Annotated in this window: 16 protein-coding genes; 10 read left to right on the top strand and 6 right to left on the bottom strand. The window is 70.6% G+C overall.

Going from position 1 to position 17,906, the window contains the following annotated elements:
• Positions 1-6: 6 nt before the first annotated feature.
• The 9 genes from uvrC (at position 7) to IEQ44_RS06875 (ending at position 8,741) form a co-directional block, all read left to right on the top strand.
• Positions 7-1,974, top strand: coding sequence for an excinuclease ABC subunit UvrC (gene uvrC, locus IEQ44_RS06835; RefSeq protein ID WP_193637688.1), 1,968 nt, complete (start codon positions 7-9; stop codon positions 1,972-1,974).
• A complete protein-coding gene (rapZ, locus tag IEQ44_RS06840) occupies positions 1,974-2,840 on the top strand; it encodes an RNase adapter RapZ (protein ID WP_193637689.1) in 867 nt (288 codons plus the stop codon). Before uvrC ends, rapZ begins: the two co-directional genes overlap by 1 nt.
• Before the next feature lie 29 nt (positions 2,841-2,869).
• The gene (locus tag IEQ44_RS06845; RefSeq protein WP_193637811.1) at positions 2,870-3,796 is read left to right on the top strand and encodes a gluconeogenesis factor YvcK family protein; all 927 of its coding nucleotides are present in this window, start codon (positions 2,870-2,872) and stop codon (positions 3,794-3,796) included.
• A gap of 87 nt (positions 3,797-3,883) precedes the next feature.
• Positions 3,884-4,870 carry a DNA-binding protein WhiA gene (whiA, locus tag IEQ44_RS06850; protein WP_193637690.1) on the top strand — a complete coding sequence of 329 codons (987 nt, stop codon included), beginning with the start codon at positions 3,884-3,886 and terminating at the stop codon, positions 4,868-4,870.
• 127 nt (positions 4,871-4,997) lie between these two features.
• Positions 4,998-5,993 carry a type I glyceraldehyde-3-phosphate dehydrogenase gene (gene gap / locus IEQ44_RS06855; RefSeq protein ID WP_193637691.1) on the top strand — a complete coding sequence of 332 codons (996 nt, stop codon included), beginning with the start codon at positions 4,998-5,000 and terminating at the stop codon, positions 5,991-5,993.
• Between the two features lie 29 nt (positions 5,994-6,022).
• Complete coding sequence (locus IEQ44_RS06860; RefSeq protein ID WP_193637692.1) at positions 6,023-7,222, top strand: phosphoglycerate kinase; 1,200 nt, start codon at positions 6,023-6,025, stop codon at positions 7,220-7,222.
• Positions 7,223-7,289: 67 nt separating this feature from the next.
• Positions 7,290-8,081, top strand: a complete 792-nt coding sequence (tpiA, locus tag IEQ44_RS06865) for a triose-phosphate isomerase (RefSeq protein WP_193637693.1) — start codon at positions 7,290-7,292, stop codon at positions 8,079-8,081.
• A 29-nt stretch (positions 8,082-8,110) separates the two neighbouring features.
• Entirely contained in the window at positions 8,111-8,344 is a 234-nt protein-coding gene (secG, locus tag IEQ44_RS06870) for a preprotein translocase subunit SecG (protein WP_193637694.1), read from the top strand.
• Between the two features lie 37 nt (positions 8,345-8,381).
• A complete protein-coding gene (locus IEQ44_RS06875; RefSeq protein WP_193637695.1) occupies positions 8,382-8,741 on the top strand; it encodes an RNA polymerase-binding protein RbpA in 360 nt (119 codons plus the stop codon).
• A gap of 6 nt (positions 8,742-8,747) precedes the next feature.
• On the opposite strand, the gene pgl is transcribed toward IEQ44_RS06875, so the two are convergent.
• From pgl to tkt, 6 genes are read right to left on the bottom strand one after another with little or no spacing between them, the layout of a single operon-like run.
• A complete protein-coding gene (gene pgl / locus IEQ44_RS06880; protein ID WP_193637696.1) occupies positions 8,748-9,473 on the bottom strand; it encodes a 6-phosphogluconolactonase in 726 nt (241 codons plus the stop codon).
• Positions 9,470-10,381: a glucose-6-phosphate dehydrogenase assembly protein OpcA gene (locus IEQ44_RS06885; protein WP_193637697.1), complete on the bottom strand. Its 912-nt coding sequence runs from the start codon at positions 10,379-10,381 to the stop codon at positions 9,470-9,472. Before IEQ44_RS06885 ends, pgl begins: the two co-directional genes overlap by 4 nt.
• On the bottom strand, positions 10,381-11,919 hold the full coding sequence (zwf, locus tag IEQ44_RS06890; protein WP_193637698.1) for a glucose-6-phosphate dehydrogenase: 1,539 nt from the start codon (positions 11,917-11,919) through the stop codon (positions 10,381-10,383). Before zwf ends, IEQ44_RS06885 begins: the two co-directional genes overlap by 1 nt.
• Positions 11,916-13,559: a phosphoglucose isomerase-related protein gene (locus IEQ44_RS06895; RefSeq protein ID WP_193637699.1), complete on the bottom strand. Its 1,644-nt coding sequence runs from the start codon at positions 13,557-13,559 to the stop codon at positions 11,916-11,918. The genes zwf and IEQ44_RS06895 overlap by 4 nt, the downstream gene beginning before the upstream one ends.
• The gene (gene tal, locus IEQ44_RS06900; protein WP_193637700.1) at positions 13,556-14,662 is read right to left on the bottom strand and encodes a transaldolase; all 1,107 of its coding nucleotides are present in this window, start codon (positions 14,660-14,662) and stop codon (positions 13,556-13,558) included. Before tal ends, IEQ44_RS06895 begins: the two co-directional genes overlap by 4 nt.
• A 52-nt stretch (positions 14,663-14,714) precedes the next feature.
• On the bottom strand, positions 14,715-16,835 hold the full coding sequence (gene tkt / locus IEQ44_RS06905; RefSeq protein ID WP_193637701.1) for a transketolase: 2,121 nt from the start codon (positions 16,833-16,835) through the stop codon (positions 14,715-14,717).
• A gap of 102 nt (positions 16,836-16,937) precedes the next feature.
• On the opposite strand from tkt, the gene IEQ44_RS06910 reads away from it, so the two are divergent.
• Entirely contained in the window at positions 16,938-17,897 is a 960-nt protein-coding gene (locus IEQ44_RS06910) for a heme o synthase (protein WP_193637702.1), read from the top strand.
• The last annotated feature ends 9 nt before the right edge of the window (positions 17,898-17,906 follow it).

Raw genomic sequence — 17,906 nt, forward strand, 5'->3', positions numbered from 1 at the left:
GGACGCGTGGCCAGCCCAGCAACGTACCGACCCGCCCCCGGGTCGATCCCCACCCAGCCGGGGGTCTACCGCTTCCGGGACTCCCGCGGTCGGGTCATCTACGTGGGCAAGGCGAAGAACCTGCGCTCCCGTCTGTCGTCCTACTTCCAGGACATCTCCCACCTGCACCCACGCACCGCCACCATGGTCACCACGGGGGCGAGCGTCGAGTGGACGGTCGTGCGCACGGAGGTGGAGGCCCTCCAGCTCGAGTACTCCTGGATCAAGGAGTTCGACCCCCGCTTCAACGTCAAGTACCGCGACGACAAGTCCTACCCGTGGCTGGCCGTGACCGTCGGCGAGGAGTTCCCCCGGGTGATGGTCGGCCGGGGCGCCAAGAAGAAGGGTGTCCGCTACTTCGGGCCCTACGGGCACGCGTGGGCGATCCGCGAGACGGTCGACCAGCTGCTGCGCGTCTTCCCGATGCGTTCCTGCACGAAGGGCGTCTTCAACCGGTCCGGCCAGATCGGTCGCCCGTGCCTGCTGGGCTACATCGACAAGTGCGCGGCCCCGTGCGTGGGCAACGTCAGCGCCGAGGAGCACCGGCGGATCGTCGACGACCTCTGCGACTTCATGGCCGGCAACACCGACGCCTTCGTCAAGCGGGTGGAGCGGGAGATGTACGCCGCGTCCGAGGCCTTGGACTTCGAGAAGGCGGCGCGGCTGCGTGACGACCTCGGGGCACTTCACCGCGCCCTGGAGAAGCAGGTCGTGGTGCTGCCCGACGGCACCGACGCCGACGTCGTGGCCCTGGCCGAGGACCCGCTCGAGGTGGCCGTCCAGGTCTTCCACGTGCGTGGTGGACGCATCCGGGGGCAGCGTGGCTGGGTCGCCGACCGTGCGGACGAGAGCGGCACACCCGAGCTGGTCGAGGAGTTCCTGCTGCAGCTCTACGCCGACGACCCCGACGCCATCCCGCGGGAGGTCCTCGTCCCCGCCCTGCCGCCCGACGTCGCCACCATCGAGGAGCTGCTGACCTCCCTGCGCGGCAGCCGGGTGCGTCTGCGCGTGCCGCAGCGGGGCGACAAGAAGACGCTCCAGGAGACGGTGGCCCGCAACGCCGCGCAAGGACTTGCGCTGCACAAGACGAAGCGGGCCAGCGACCTGACGACCCGCAACAAGGCCCTGGAGGAGATCCAGGAGGCGTTGGAGCTGGACGAGGTGCCGTTGCGCATCGAGTGCTTCGACGTCTCCAACCTGCAGGGCACCGAGGTCGTCGCGTCGATGGTCGTCTTCGAGGACGGACTGGCGCGGAAGTCGGAGTACCGCCGCTTCGTCGTGCGTGACGTGGAGGGACAGAACGACGTCGCCTCCATGCACGAGGTCATCACGCGCCGCTTCCGGCGACTCCTCGACGAGCAGGGGCGGGTCGCGGAGTCGTCGACCGCCGAGGGCCCCGTGCTCGTGGACCCCGACACCGGCCGCCCGCGCAAGTTCGCGTACGCCCCCTCGCTGGTGGTCGTCGACGGCGGCGCACCACAGGTGGCCGCGGCAGCCCGGGCCATGGAGGAGCTGGGGGTGGGCGACATCCCGGTCTGCGGACTGGCGAAGCGGCTCGAGGAGGTCTGGGTGCCGGGGGAGGAGGACCCCGTCATCCTCCCGCGCACCAGCGAGGGGCTCTACCTGCTCCAGCGGATCCGCGACGAGGCCCACCGGTTCGCCATCGCGCACCACCGCGGTCGCCGCTCCCGGACGATGGTGGAGAGCCTGCTCGACGACGTGCCGGGCCTGGGGGAGATCCGCCGCAAGGCGTTGCTGCGCCACTTCGGGTCACTCAAGAAGCTGCGCGCCGCGCAGGTCGAGGAGATCGCCACCGTGCCGGGCATCGGTCCCGCGACGGCAGCCGCGATCGTGGACGCACTCACGCGTCAGGACGGGGCGCGTCAGACTGGGCCCCGGATCAACACCGCCACAGGCGAGATCGAGGAGGAGTGATGGGCGACCAGCCAGGCGAGCTCGTGATCATCACCGGCATGACCGGGGCAGGACGGAGCACGGCCGCGAAGGAGCTGGAGGACCTCGGCTACTTCGTCGTCGACAACCTGCCCCCGACCCTGGTGCCCGACGTGGTGGCGATGGTGGACGCCGAGCGTGGCGTCTCGCAGCCGGTGGCCGTGGTCGTGGACGTACGCTCCGGCACGTTCTTCGAGGACCTCGCCTCCCAGCGCTACGAGGGCAGCACCGGACGCCCGACCACGATCGTCTACCTCGAGGCCACCGACGACGAGCTGGTCCGTCGCCAGGAGGCGGTGCGCCGTCCTCACCCGCTGCAGGGGGCGGGACGACTGCTCGACGGGCTCGAGCGGGAGCGGGTCGTGCTGCGCAAGCTCCGGGGCCGCGCCGACCTGCTCATCGACACCACGGGCCTCAACGTCCACCAGCTGACCCACCGCATCGCCAGCCACTTCGGCTCGGTGGAAGCCCGCAAGCTCAAGGTGACCGTCATCAGCTTCGGCTTCAAGTACGGCATCCCCGTCGACGCCGACTTCGTGGCCGACATGCGGTTCCTGCCGAACCCCCACTGGGTGCCGGAGCTGCGCCCGCACACCGGTCGTGACGCCGACGTCGCCGAGTACGTGCGCAGCCAGCCGGGGGCCGAGCCCTTCCTGGACGCCTACCTTCCCGTGCTCCAGCTGGTGGCGGACGGCTTCCTCAACGAGGGCAAGCGCTTCATGACGGTGGCTGTCGGGTGCACCGGGGGCAAGCACCGCAGCGTGGCGATGGCCGAGGAGATCGCTCGCCGGCTCGCCGACGCCGGTCTGGACGTCCGCTCGGTCCACCGCGACCTGGGACGGGAGTGACGGTGCCCGTCTCCCAGGCAGTCGTGGCGATGGGTGGGGGCCACGGGCTGCACGCGACGCTGAGTGCCTTGAGGACGTTGCACGACTCGCTGGACGTGGACACCATCACCGCGGTGGTGACGGTCGCCGACAACGGTGGGTCGTCCGGGCGACTGCGCCAACAGTTCGGTGTGCTTCCGCCCGGTGACCTGCGGATGGCTCTGGCCGCCCTGTGCGGCGAGGACGAGTGGGGCCAGACCTGGGCGCAGCTCTTCCAGCACCGCTTCGGCGGCGAGGGCGACATGCAGGGTCACGCGATCGGCAACCTCGTGCTGGTGGGACTCTGGGAGCTGATGGGCGACCACGTGCGGGCCCTCGACTGGGCCGGGACCCTGCTCGGTGCCCGGGGCCGGGTGCTGCCGATGGCCACCACCCCGATGGACATCACCGCCCTGGTGCGGGACCAGCAGTCCCAGGGCGAGGTGGTGCGCACCGTGCGTGGCCAGGTCGAGGTCGCCAGCGCGGCGGGCGACATCCTCTCCGTCGCCCTCGACCCGGTGGCCCCCGAGGCCTGCCCGGAGGCGGTGCAGGCGATCCTGACGGCCGAGTGGGTGGTGCTCGGACCCGGTTCGTGGTTCACCTCGGTGATCCCGCACCTGATGGTGCCCGGCCTGCGACAGGCACTGCTGACCACCTCGGCCCGCATCGTCGTGGTGCTCAACCTCACCGACCAGGAGGGCGAGACCCAGGGCTTCGGTCCCTGTGACCACGTACGTGCCCTGGCGCGCCACGCTCCCGGCCTGGAGGTCCACGCCGTGGTCGCTGACCGGGGTGCGGTGCCCGACGTGGAGGCACTGCAGCGCGACGTCGCCGCGCTCGGCGCGACACTCGTGCTCGACGACGTGGCGGTGGCCGGGGAGCCCCGTCACGACCCCGTGCGTCTGGCCGCGACGCTGCGTCAGCTGATGACGTGGTGAGTGCGGGCGGGCACCGGTGACGTGGGTGGAGGGCGAGCTGCGTGCTGGGCGCCCTGTCACTTGCCCGCGCGTGGCAGGATGCCGCCCATGGCGATGACGGCACAGGTCAAGGCGGAGCTGGCGAACACACAGATCACCAAGACGTGTTGTCGCAAGGCGGAGGTGGCCTCCCTCCTGCGCTTCGCCGGTGGACTCCACATCGTCTCGGGCCGCGTGGTCGTCGAGGCCGAGGTCGACACCGGCGCCGCCGCGCGCCGGTTGCGCAAGGACATCGCGGAGATCTACGGACACCAGTCCGAGGTCGCGATGGTGCAGGGCAACGGCATCCGCAAGGGCACCCGCTACCTCGTACGCATCGTGCGGGACGGCGAGGCACTGGCCCGCCAGACGGGTCTGCTGGACGGCCGCGGGCGCCCCGTCCGCGGTCTGCCGCCGGCGGTGGTCTCCGGGGGTGGTTGCGACGCGGTCGCTGCGTGGCGTGGCGCGTTCCTGGCCCACGGCTCACTCACCGAGCCGGGTCGCTCGTCGTCGTTGGAGGTCACCTGCCCCGGCCCCGAGGCCGCCCTCGCGCTCGTCGGTGTGGCCCGGCGCCTCGGCATCCAGGCCAAGGCCCGCGAGGTCAGGGGAGTGGACCGCGTCGTGATCCGGGACGGGGACGCCATCGGCGCGCTCCTCACCCGGCTGGGCGCCCACGAGACCTTGCTGGCGTGGGAGGAGCGGCGGATGCGTCGCGAGGTGCGCGCCACGGCCAACCGGCTGGCCAACTTCGACGACGCGAACCTGCGGCGCTCCGCCCGGGCTGCCGTGGCCGCGGGAGCCCGGGTGGAACGGGCCCTGGAGATCCTGGGCGAGGAGGTGCCCGACCACCTCAAGCAGGCGGGGTCGCTGCGCCTGGAGCACAAGCAGGCCTCCTTGGAGGAGCTCGGTCAGCTCCACGACCCGGTGCTCACCAAGGACGCGATCGCGGGGCGGATCCGTCGGCTGCTCGCGATGGCCGACAAGCGTGCCGAGGAGCTCGGCGTGCCGGACACCGAGTCCTCCCTGACCCCGGAGATGCTGGCCGAGGAGGGGTGACCCCCTCCCCGCACGGCGGGGGTACCGACCGCGGCCGCGGTCCATCGGCGGACCGCGGCGCGAAGCCGCGCGTCGGGTCGCGATAAAGTCGCGGTTGTCGTTCGACCACCGCTACTCAGGAGTGACTGTGACTGTTCGTGTTGGAATCAACGGCTTCGGCCGCATCGGCCGCAACTTCTTCCGTGCCGTCCAGGCGTCGGGTGCCGACATCGAGGTCGTCGGCGTCAACGACCTGACGGACAACGCGAGCCTGGCCCACCTGCTGAAGTACGACTCGATCCTGGGCCGTCTCGAGGGTGACGTCACCTCCACCGACAGCTCGATCAAGGTCGGGGACCAGGAGATCGCCGCGTTCGGCGAGCGCAACCCGGCCGACCTCAAGTGGGGCGACCTGGGTGTCGACGTCGTCGTCGAGTCCACCGGTTTCTTCACCGACGCCACCAAGGCTGCCGCCCACCGCGAGGCCGGCGCCAAGAAGGTCATCATCTCCGCCCCCGCCTCCAACGAGGACATCACCGTGGTGATGGGCGTGAACCACGACCTCTACGACGCCGACAAGCACCATGTCATCTCCAACGCGTCCTGCACCACCAACTGCCTGGCTCCGATGGCGAAGGCGCTCAATGACGCGCTCGGCATCAACAAGGGCCTGATGACCACCATCCACGCGTACACCGCGGACCAGAACCTGCACGACAACATCCACAAGGACCTGCGTCGTGCGCGCGCCGCCGCCCTCAACATCGTGCCCACCTCGACCGGTGCGGCGAAGGCGATCGGCCTGGTGCTGCCCGAGCTGAAGGGCAAGCTCGACGGCTACGCCCTGCGTGTGCCCACGCCGACCGGCTCCCTGACCGACCTCTCCTTCGAGGCCGGCCGCGAGACCACCGTCGACGAGGTCAACGAGATCGTCAAGGCGGCCGCCGACGGCAAGTTCCTGCGCTACTCCACCGACCCGATCGTCTCCTCCGACATCGTCACCGACCCGGCCTCCTGCATCTTCGACGCGCCCCTGACCAAGGTCATCGGCAACCAGGTCAAGGTCGCCGGTTGGTACGACAACGAGTGGGGCTACTCCAACCGCCTGGTCGACCTCATCGGTCACGTCGGCGCCTCGCTCTGACCCACGGCGTCGAGGAGACACCAGCAGACATGAACACCATCGAGTCGCTCGGCGACCTGCGCGGCAAGCGCGTCCTGGTCCGGTCGGACCTCAACGTCCCCCTGGACGGTTCCACCATCACCGACGACGGACGCATCCGTGCGTCGGTCCCGACCCTGCGCCGGCTCACCGCCGCCGGCGCCCGCGTGGTCGTGACCGCCCACCTGGGTCGTCCCAAGGGTGAACCGGACGCGAAGTACAGCCTCGCTCCCGTCGCCGAGCGGCTCGGCCAACTCCTGGGCCAGCCGGTCGCCTTCGCCACCGACACGGTCGGTGAGTCCGCGAGCCAGGTGGTCGCCGGCCTGGGCGACGGGGACGTCGCGCTCCTGGAGAACGTGCGCTTCAACGCCGGTGAGACCAGCAAGGACGACGCCGTGCGCGGTGCCTTCGCCGACCAGCTCTCGCAGCTGGCCGACGCCTTCGTCTCCGACGGCTTCGGCGTGGTCCACCGCAAGCAGGCGTCCGTCTACGACGTCGCCCTGCGTCTCCCGAGCGCCATGGGCGACCTGGTGTCGGCCGAGATCGACGTGCTCCGCCGGCTCACGGTGGAGCCGCAGCGTCCCTACGTCGTCGTGCTCGGCGGGTCGAAGGTGTCGGACAAGCTCGGCGTCATCGACAACCTGCTGGAGAAGGCCGACAAGATCCTCATCGGCGGCGGCATGGTCTTCACCTTCCTCAAGGCCCAGGGCCACGAGGTGGGCAAGAGCCTCCTCGAGGAGGACCAGCTCGACACCTGCCGCTCCTACCTCGAGCGCGCCGAGGCGAAGGGGGTCGAGATCCTGCTCCCCAGCGACGTCGTGGTCGACACGCAGTTCCCGTCCGGGGACGTGACCCCCACGCCTCGCGTGGTCGCCTCCTCCGAGATCCCGGCCGACGCGCTCGGTCTCGACATCGGCCCGACGTCGGGTGCCGCGTTCGCGGCGGCGCTCGCCGACGCGCGTACGGTCTTCTGGAACGGCCCCATGGGCGTCTTCGAGGTCGACGCCTTCGCGGAGGGCACCCGGGCAGTGGCCCAGGCGCTCACCGAGGTCCCGGGTCTCTCCGTGGTCGGTGGCGGCGACTCCGCCGCTGCGGTCCGAGCCCTCGGCTTCGACGAGACGGCCTTCGGGCACATCTCGACCGGCGGTGGGGCGAGCCTGGAGTACCTCGAGGGCAAGGAACTGCCCGGCATCGCCGTCATCGAGCGCTGACGCACCCACCCGTTCCGGCCCACCCGGGTCGGCCCACCCACAGACCCTGACACGAGGTAGCACACCGATGGCTTCGCGCACGCCCCTGATGGCCGGCAACTGGAAGATGAACCTGAACCACCAGGAGGCTGTCGTCCTGGTGCAGAAGCTCGCCTGGACGCTGGAGGACAAGAAGCACGACCACGAGCAGGTCGAGGTCGTGGTCGTCCCGCCGTTCACCGACCTCCGCTCGGTCCAGACGCTGGTCGACGGTGACCGGCTCAAGATCAAGTACGGCGCCCAGGACGTGTCGGTGCACGAGTCGGGGGCCTACACGGGGGAGATCTCCTCGGGCATGCTCGCCAAGCTCGGCTGCAGCTACGTCGTGGTCGGTCACTCGGAGCGGCGCGAGTACCACGCCGAGACCGACGCCGTCGTGAATGCGAAGGCCCACCAGGCGTTGGGCGCCGGCATGGTGCCCATCGTCTGCGTCGGTGAGGGCCTCGAGGTGCGCAAGGCCGGGGAGCACGTGCCCCACACCCTTGCGCAGGTCGACGGCTCCCTGGCCGGCTTCACCGCCGAGCAGGTGGCCGGTCTCGTGGTCGCCTACGAACCCGTCTGGGCCATCGGCACCGGAGAGGTCGCCACCCCCGACGACGCCCAGGAGGTCTGCGCGGCCATCCGTGACCGGGTGCGTGAGGTGCACGGCGACGCGGCCGCCGACGGTCTTCGCGTGCTGTACGGCGGGTCCGTCAAGGCCGCCAACGTCGCCGGCATCATGGAGAAGCCCGACGTGGACGGTGCGCTGGTCGGCGGTGCGAGCCTGCAGGCCGAGGAATTCGCGGGGATCTGCCGCTTCCGTGACATGCCGGTCCTCTGACACCCCCGACGTGACGTAAGGTTCCTGACGTGGAAATCGTTCTTCAAGTCCTGCTCGTCCTGACGAGCCTGACCATGATCCTGTTGGTCCTGCTCCACAAGGGACGGGGCGGTGGTCTTTCGGACATGTTCGGTGGCGGCATGTCGAGCTCCCTCGGGGGTTCGTCGGTCGCGGAGAAGAACCTCGACAGGTTCACTGTGGCCGTGGGCGTCCTCTGGTTCGCCTCGGTCATCGCGCTGGGACTGTTGACCGCCTACAGCTGAGCGTCCAACGGCATTTCACTCTGGGGAGGGGTTTGAAGTGGCAGGTGCAGGAAACGCGATTCGAGGGAGTCGGGTCGGTGCTGGTCCGATGGGGGAGGCCGAGCGGGGGGAGGCCGCACCGCGCAAGCAGGTGACCTTCCACTGCTCACGGGAGCACCGGTCGGTGATGTCGTTCGCACGCGACGCCGTGGTCCCGGAGTCCTGGGACTGCCCGAAGTGTGGGCTCCCCGCCAGCCTGGACGCGGAGAACCCGCCGCCGGCTCCGCGGATCGAGCCCTACAAGACCCACCTGGCCTATGTGAAGGAACGGCGTTCCGACACCGAGGCCGAGGACATCCTGCAGGAGGCCATCCAGCTCCTGCGTTCGCGCCGCAAGTCGGGCGAGATCATCTTCTGAGGACGTTCAGGTCCCCAGCTCGCTGGCGGCGCCCTCGTCCAGGAACCACCCCGTCTCGACGCGGCCCCTCACGGCGCGCGCCGGGCAGTCGAGCGCGGGGCCCGGCTGGTGGGCTGCGGCAACGGCGGCGGACTTCCCGCTGCCCGCAGCGATGAAGAGCACCGAACGGGCGCTGTTCAGCACCGGGAGTGTGAGGCTCACCCGCAGGGGTGGGGGCTTGGGGGAGTCGTGCACGGCCACGGCACCGAGCGTCGTGTCGGAGACCTGGTGACGACCGGGGAAGAGTGACGCCACATGTCCGTCCGGGCCGAGCCCGAGGACCACGACCTCGAACCCGTCCACACCGTGGGTGGCGAGGGCGTCCGTGTAGAGCGCGGCAGCCGACTCGACTGACTCCGTGGCGTCGGAGGAAGGCACCCGGTGGACGTGACTGTCCGGCACACCTGCCGGTCCGAGGAGCTCGGCCATGGCGGAGATGTCGTTGCGCTCCTCGGATCCGCCCGCGACGAAGCGTTCGTCGCCCCACCACCAGTGCACCCGTGTCAGGTCGACTCCGGCCTCCGGGGCACCGAGCCGCACCTCCCGGTGGAACGGGTCGGCCAGGCTGCCGCCGGTCAGTGCGACATGGGGCGTACGGCCCGCAGCCTGCGCGGCAGCCAGTCGACGGAGGAACCACCTGGCGGCACCCGTGCACAGTGCGTCAGTGGTCGGGTGGACGTACAGGTCCTTCATGACTCCTCCTCGGCGGCGACCAGCGCGGCGACCGTCTCGGCGTAGGCCTCGTCGGGGTCCAGGTGGCGCAGCTCCTCGGAGAGGAGCTCGGGCCAGTCCCGGATGCGGAGCGAGATCGTGCGGTCCGGACGCCCGGGGGTGCGCAGCGTGGCCTGCCCCCCGTCCGGACGGGAGATGGAGAGGTCGCCCTCCGCAGTCTCCAGCACCACCTCTGTGACGGCGGGTCCCTCCGACCTCTCCAGGGCGATGTCGACCTTGAGCCGGTCGGCCAGCCAGGCTCGGAGGAGCGACGCGCTCGGGTGGCCTGCCTCGCTCCGCACGCGGCCGCCCGTCACCTTCACCTGGTGCTGGTCGAGCACCGCCGCCAGGACCGCGCGCCACAGCGTCAGTCGCGTCCAGGCGAGGTCCGTGTCACCCGGCTGGTAGTGCCGGAAGCGACGTAGGGCTGCCGTGGAACGCGGGGAGGCCTTCTGGCCGAGGTCGGTGAGGCGACGTGTGGCCAGGGAGCCGAGCGGATCACCCGAGGGATCGTCCGGTCCGTCGGAGGCCCACCACACCGCGACCGGCGAGTCGGGCAGGAGGAGCGGCAGCACCACCGACTCGGGATGCTTGACGACCGCGCCCCGGAGCCGGATCAGGGCGGCCTCACCACCCCAGCGTCGGCCCACACCCACGTGGGCATCCACCCTGCCGCGTCCGCGGGCCTGCCCCAGGATGATCCCGAGCACCCTGGAGGGATGGCCCCGGGTCGCCTCGCGCGCGACCTCCATGACCTGGTCGGCCTCGTCCTCGTCCACCACCACCACGAGGGTGAGGACCATGCCCATCGTCGGGCCGCCCGCCCCCCGGCGGTCGCGGACGAACGCCTGGGCGATCTGCGACGACGTGGTGTCTTCCAGCTCGATCATCAGGGCCTCCTCCACTGCCGACCGTCACGGGCGAGCATCTCGTCGGCCGACGCGGGCCCCCAGGTGCCCGCCGGGTAGGTGTCCGGGGTGCCTCGGCGGGCCCAGTGCTCGAGGACGGGGTCGAGGATCTGCCAGGAGAGCTCGACCTCCTCGTGCCGCGGGAAGAGGGGAGGGTCGCCCAGCAGGACGTCCAGGATGAGGCGTTCGTAGGCCTCGGGGCTGGACTCGGTGAAGGAGTCGCCGTAGTCGAAGTCCATCGTGACGTCACGGATCTCCATGTGGGTGCCGGGCACCTTGGAGCCGAATCGCATGGTCACACCCTCGTCGGGCTGGATGCGGATCACGATCGCGTTGGACGTCAGCTCCTCGGTGGCCGTCTCGGCGAAGGGCAGGTGGGGTGCGCGCTTGAAGACGACCGCCACCTCCGTCACCCGCCGCCCCAGTCGCTTCCCGGTCCGCAGGTAGAACGGCACCCCAGCCCAACGGCGGTTCGCGACGTCGAGGCGCACCGCCGCGTAGGTCTCGGTCGTGGAGCCCGGGTCGATGCCTTCCTCCTCGAGGAAACCCACGACCTCGCGCCCGCCCTGCCAGCCAGCGGCGTACTGGGCGCGAGCGGTGTGCAGGTCGAGGCGACGCGGCAGCACCACCGAGGCCAGCACCTTCTCCTTCTCGAGGCGCAGTCCGTCGGCCGTGAAGCTGGTCGGTTCCTCCATCGCCACGAGCGCCATGAGTTGCAGCAGGTGGTTCTGGATCACGTCGCGAGCGGCCCCGATGCCGTCGTAGTAGCCGGCGCGACCGCCGATGCCGATGTCCTCGGCCATGGTGATCTGCACGTGGTCGACGTAGTTGGCGTTCCAGATGGGCTCGAACAGGTTGTTGGCGAAGCGCAGGGCCAGGATGTTCTGGACGGTCTCCTTGCCCAGGTAGTGGTCGATCCGGAAGACCGAGCCGGAGGGGAAGACCTCGGCCAGAGCGCGGTTGAGTTCCTGGGCGGACTCGAGGTCGTGGCCGAAGGGCTTCTCCACCACGACTCGACGCCAGGCGTCCTCGCCCCCGTCGACCAGCGAGTGCTCCTTGAGCTGGTGGGCGACCGTGGCGAAGAGGCCCGGGGGGATCGCCAGGTAGAAGGCGTGGTTGCCCCCGGTGCCGCGCTCCCGGTCGAGCTCGCCCAGGGTCGTACGGAGCTGGTCGAAGGCCACGTCGTCGTCGAAGTCACCGGCGACGAACCGGAAACCCTCCGACAGCTGCTCCCACACCTCGGCCCGGAACTCCGTGCGCGCGTGCTGCTCCACGGCGTCACGGACGACCTGGGCGAAGTCCTGGTCCTCCCAGTCCCGTCGGGCGAAGCCCACGAGGCTGAACCCGGGCGGCAGGAGGCCACGGTTGGCGAGGTCGTAGATCGCCGGCATGACCTTCTTGCGCGACAGGTCGCCGGTCACCCCGAAGATGACCATGCTGCAGGGGCCGGCAATCCGCGGCAGCCGTCGGTCGCGCAGGTCCCGCAGGGGGTTGGTGTACGGACGACGGCTGCCGGTCATGCCCGGGCCTCCGCACCGCCGGCGAGTGCCTCGCGCAGATGGGAGAGTGCCTCGGGCCGGCCCACGTGGAGGCGTAGCACCGGGCGACCCCGCCCGCCCAGGACCTGCGCGTCGCCGGCAGCCTGTGCCTCGATGAACTCGCCGAAGGTGAAGGGCCGTCCGGGCACGGCGAGGTCACCCTCCACCGCTCCGGTGAGCTGGAGGAACACACCCTGCGGGGGTCCACCCTTGTGGTACTGGCCCGTGGAGTGGAGGAAACGGGGGCCCCACCCGAAGGTGACGGGACGGCGGGTCCGCAGCGCCAGTGCGTCTCGCAGTGCGAGCACCTGGTCGTCCCGGTCGCGGTCCAGGTAGGCCTGCACGGCGAGGTAGCCGCGGTCAGGGTCCACCAGGGAGAGCAGGTGGTCGACGGCGTCACCCACGCTGTTCACGCCGCCCGGCAGCCACTCCCCGGCCACGAAGACCTGGACGTCGCCGTCGGTGAAGGCCGGGGGCCAGGTCTCCGCGGCACCCTCCAGCATCTCTCGCGCGGCCGCCTTGGCGCTCTCGACGTCGGGCTGGTCGAAGGGGTTGATGTCGAGCAGTCGGCCGGCCACGGCGGTGGCCACCTCCCAGGTGAGCATCTGCGCCGCGAGCGAGCCGTCGAGCGCGGCCGACCACCCCGAGGGGGCCTGCGGCACGGCGGACTCCGAGCCCAGCGCCACCAGGACCGAGTCGGCGGAGGCCGGGGAGAAGGTGGGAGCCAGGACGGATCCCACGTCGATGGGCAGCGTGCCCCTCGACTCCTTGCCGGTGGACTCCGCGACCAGCTGCTCCACCCAGGCCGCGAAGCCGTTGGGGGAGCGGGAGGCGTCTCCGAGCACCACCTTGTCGACACCGCGCTGTGCGGCCGCGGCGAGCAGGGCACCGAGGCGCAGCCCGGGATTGTCGGCATCGTCGGCCGCGAGCCGCGGGAGCAGTTCGGCGGCGTCGTCCAGCAGGGCAGCGACGTCGACGCCCGCCAGCCCGGAGGGCACCAGCCCGAAGGCGGAGAGTGCCGAGTAGCGGCCACCGACCTCCGGGTCGGCGAGGACGACCGTCATGCCGTGCTGCTGGGCGTACTCCTCCAGTGCCGAACCGGGGTCGGTGACCACCACGATCCGCTCGGACGGGTCGATGCCCGCGTCGGTGAAGGCCTGCTCGTAGGCGCGGCGCTGGCTGTCGGTCTCCACCGTGCCACCGGACTTCGAGGAGACCACGACGACCGTGCGCGCGATCTCCTCGTCGACGACCCGGCGCACGACGTCGGGATGGGAGGAGTCGAGCACGACCAGGTCGACGCCGGCGTCCGCGCAGATGACCTCGGGCGCGAGGGAGGAGCCCCCCATGCCGCAGAGCACCACCCGATCGACCCCTTGGCCCAGGAAGCGGTCACGCAGCGTCTCGACCCGACCCACGAGGGGACGCGAGCTGTGCGGGAGGTCGACCCACCCAAGCCGTTGCGACGCCTCCTCCTCGGCGGCGGGGCCCCAGAGCGCGGAGTCACGGGCAAAGAGTCGGCTGGCGACCTGTTGGTCGACGAGCTGGGCCAGGATGGCCTCGGCGTCTGCCCCCTCCGGCAGCGAGGTGCGGAGGACCAGGTCGTTCCGCGAGTCGCTCATGCCTGGGCGGCCTTGTCCAGGTTGTCACGCACCGTCTCGAGGAGCTCGTTCCAGGACGTCACGAACTTCTCGACGCCCTCCTTCTCCAGGGTCGCGATGACGTCGTCGAGGTCGATGCCTGCGGAGGAGAGCTCCTGCATCGTGCGCTCGGCCTCGTCGTAGTGCGGCGTGACCTGGTCGCCCCGCACCTGGCCGTGGTCGGCGAAGGCCTCGAGCGTCGGCTCCGGCATGGTGTTCACCGTGCCCGGCACCACCAGGTCCGTGACGTACATCGTGTCGGGGTAGGCGGGGTTCTTGACGCCCGTCGACGCCCACAAGGGACGCTGCGCCCGGGCGCCCTGGGCGACGAGGGTGTCCCACCGGTCACCGGCGAAGAACTGGGTGAACTCGCGGTGGGCGAGTCGCGCGTTGGCCAGGGCGGCACGCCCCTTGAGGGACGGGTCGGCACCCAGGGCGTCCAGTCGGGCGTCCACCTCGCTGTCGACGCGGGAGACGAAGAAGGAGGCGACCGAGTGGATCCGCGAGAGGTCGTGACCGTTGCGTGCGGCCTGCTCGAGCCCGGCGACGTACGCCTCCATCACCTCGCGGTAGCGCGCGATGGCGAAGATCAACGTGACGTTGACGCTGATGCCGCGACCGATCACCTCGGTGATCGCCGGAAGGCCAGCCCGGGTGGCCGGGATCTTGATCAGCAGGTTGGGCCGGTCGATGGTCTCCCACAGGCGCACGGCCTGGTCCACCGTGGCCTCGGTGTCGTCGGCGACGACGGGAGAGACCTCGATCGAGACGCGGCCGTCGACGCCGTCACTCGCGGCGTGGACGTCGGCGAAGACGTCACAGGCATCCCTGACGTCGTCGCTGGTCAGGCGGAAGACTGCCTCCTCGGACTCGACTCCCTCGGCAGCGAGCCGACCCACCGCCTCGTCGTACCCGTGCCCCTTGGCGAGGGCGCTGGCGAAGATGGTCGGGTTGGTCGTCACTCCGACGACCGAGGAGGAGGTGACCAGGCCGGCGAGCGTGCCGCTGGTCAACCTCTCCCTCGACAGGTCGTCGAGCCAGATGGACACTCCGGCCTCGGCCAGGGACGTGAGTCGTTCGGACATGCAATGCCTCCCAAGTGCTGTGTGGTCCGGGCCGGAGTGCGTCAGGTGGTGCTCAGGCCTCCACCGCGGCGATGCTGTCGAGCGCGGCGGTGACGACGGCCTGCGCCGTCATGCCGTACTCGTCGAAGATGCGGGCGAACTCCGCACTTGCCCCGTACTGCTCGATCGAAACAATCCGGCCGGCGTCGCCGACGACCTCACGCCACCCCTGGGCGATGCCGGCCTCGACGGCCACGCGCGCCTTGACGATCGGCGGGATCACCTCGTCGCGGTAGGCCTGCGGCTGCTCGTCGAACCACTCGCGGCACGGCATGGAGACGACCCGCGCCCGGACGCCCTGCTCGGCGAGCAGGGCCCGCGCCTCGACGGCGAGCTGGACCTCCGAACCGGTGGCCACCAGCACCACCTGCGGCTGCCCGCCCTCGGCCTCCTGCAGCACGTAGGCGCCCTTCGCGACGGCGTCGGTGCCGGCGAACCCGTCCGTGCCGCGCGGGAACGTGGGCACGTTCTGCCGGCTGAGGCAGAGCCCCGTCGGGCGGTCGTGGCGCTGCAGCAGGGCGCGCCAGGCGGCAGCCGTCTCGTTGGCGTCAGCCGGGCGTACGACGTCCAGCCCGGGGATGGCGCGCAGGGCGGCCAGGTGCTCGATGGGCTGGTGGGTGGGGCCGTCCTCGCCAAGGCCCACCGAGTCGTGGGTCCAGACGTAGGTCACCGGCAGGCCCATCAGCGCCGCGAGGCGGACCGAGGGACGCATGTAGTCGGAGAACTGCAGGAAGGTCCCACCGAAGATGCGGGTGTTCCCGTGCAGGGCGATGCCGTTCATGATGGCGCCCATGGCGTGCTCACGGATGCCGAAGTGGAGGACCCGCCCGTAGGGGTTGCCCTGCCAGTGGGCGGTGGAGTGCTCCGCGGGCACGAAGGAGTCGGCACCCTTGATCGTCGTGTTGTTCGACTCCGCCAGGTCGGCGGAGCCACCCCACAGCTCGGGCACGCGCGCAGCCACGGCGTTGATGACCTCGCCGGACGCCTTGCGGGTCGCGATCCCCTTGGGGTCGGCGTCGTAGACGGGGAGGTCGCTGTCCCAGCCCTCCGGCAGGACCCCGGCACGCAGACGCTGGTGCACGGCGGCCCGCTCAGGGTTCGCCTCGGCCCACTCCTGGTAGGCGGCGTTCCACTCCTCGAGAGCCTGCTGACCGCGTTCGCGGGCGGCCCGGGTGTGGGCCAGCACCTCGTCCTCGACCTGGAAGTTCTGGGCGGGGTCGAAGCCCATGACCTCCTTCGTCGCGGCCACCTCGGCCTCGCCGAGAGCGGCGCCGTGCGAGCCACCGGTGCCCTGCGCATTGGGGGCAGGCCAGGCGATGATGGTGCGCAGCACGATGAGGGAGGGCTTGTCGGTGACCGCCTTGCCCGCCTCGATGGCGGCGTAGAGGCCCTCGACGTCCTCGTCGTAGGCGTCCCCACCCGTGCGGTCGCCGGCCCAGTCGACCACCTGGACGTGCCACCCGTAGGCCTCGTAGCGCTTGGCCACGTCCTCGGTGAAGGCGATGTCGGTGTCTTCCTCGATGGAGATCTTGTTGTCGTCGTAGATCAGCGTCAGGTTGCCCAGCTGCTGGTGGCCCGCGATCGACGACGCCTCGGCGGAGACGCCCTCCTGCAGGTCGCCGTCGGAGGCGACCACGTAGACGTGGTGGTCGAACAGCGACTCGCCCACCGGGGTGTCGGGGTCGAGCATCCCGCGCTCACGACGGGCGGCCATGGCCATGCCCACGGCGTTTGCCACGCCCTGGCCCAGGGGCCCGGTGGTGGTCTCGACACCGGCGGTGTGGCCGTACTCGGGGTGACCCGGCGTCTTCGAGCCCCAGGTGCGCAGTGCCTTGATGTCGTCGAGCTCGAGGCCGAAACCGGCCAGGTAGAGCTGGGCGTAGAGGGTCATGGAGGTGTGACCGCAGGAGAGGACGAACCGGTCCCGGGCGCTCCAGTGGGGGTCGGTCGGGGCGTGCCGCATGACCTTCTGGAAGAGGAGGTAGGCCACGGGTGCGAGGCTCATCGCCGTGCCGGGGTGTCCGTTGCCCACCTTCTGCACCGCGTCGAGCGCCAGGAGTCGGGCGGTGTCGACCGCGCGACGATCGAGGTCCGTCCACTCGAGTTCGGTGGATGACTGGCTGGGTGACGTCACGGGGTTCCTCTCGGAGCGGGGGGCGTACGGCGAGTCCGATCCTACTGAGGCGAGCGGTTAGACTCGACTCCGCACCACTTCCCGAGTCCTGAGGTTCTGCACGTGACGTACGTCGGCCCGTCGGCTTCGCATGCCGAGAAGTCCCATCCCACCGAGGAGGGCACCGTGGGCAGGGCGACCGTCAAGGACGTCGTGGCTGCCTACGTCGGGCTCACGAAGCCGCGAGTGATCGAGCTCCTCCTGCTGACGACCATCCCGGTGATGTTCTTCGCCGAGCGTGGCGTGCCGGACGTGTGGAAGGTGCTCGCCACCGTCGTCGGCGGCGCCCTGAGCGCCGGCGCGGCGTCGGCCTACAACTGCGTCTACGACCGCGACATCGACGAGCAGATGAGGCGCACCAAGCGTCGCGCCCTGCCGCGTCACGTGGTGACCCCCCGGGCCGCGCTCGTCTTCGCGACCGTGCTGGCCGTCCTCTCCACGGCGGTGCTGTGGCAGTTCGTCAACGGGCTCAGTGCCGCCCTCTCGGTCACCGCGATCGCCTTCTACGTCTTCGTCTACACCATGCTGCTCAAGCGGCGTACGACCCAGAACATCGTCTGGGGCGGGATCGCCGGGTGCTTCCCCACGCTGATCGGATGGACGGCCGTGACGGGAGAGCTGGCCTGGGAGCCCGTGGTGCTCTTCATGGTCGTCTTCTTCTGGACGCCGCCGCACACGTGGGCGCTGGCCCTGCGTTACCGCGAGGACTACGCCAACGTCGACGTCCCCATGCTGCCGGTCGTCGCGCCCGCGGCCACGGTGGGGCGTCAGATCGTGCTCTACAGCTGGGTCATGGTCGCCACGTCACTCTTGCTGTGGCCCGTCGCCGGAACGGGATGGTTCTACCCGGTGGCCGCCGTCGTCCTCGGGGCCGTCTTCCTCGTCGAGGCGCACCGCATGTGGGGTCGGACGCGCCGCTCCGACGTGCTGTCGGAGATCGCGCCGATGCGCCTCTTCCACAACTCGAACCTCTACCTGTCGCTGCTCTTCGTGGCCGTGGCCATCGATCCACTGATCGGCTGACCCCGACTT

This window comes from Nocardioides malaquae, assembly GCF_015070385.1.
Classification (GTDB): domain Bacteria; phylum Actinomycetota; class Actinomycetes; order Propionibacteriales; family Nocardioidaceae; genus Nocardioides; species Nocardioides malaquae.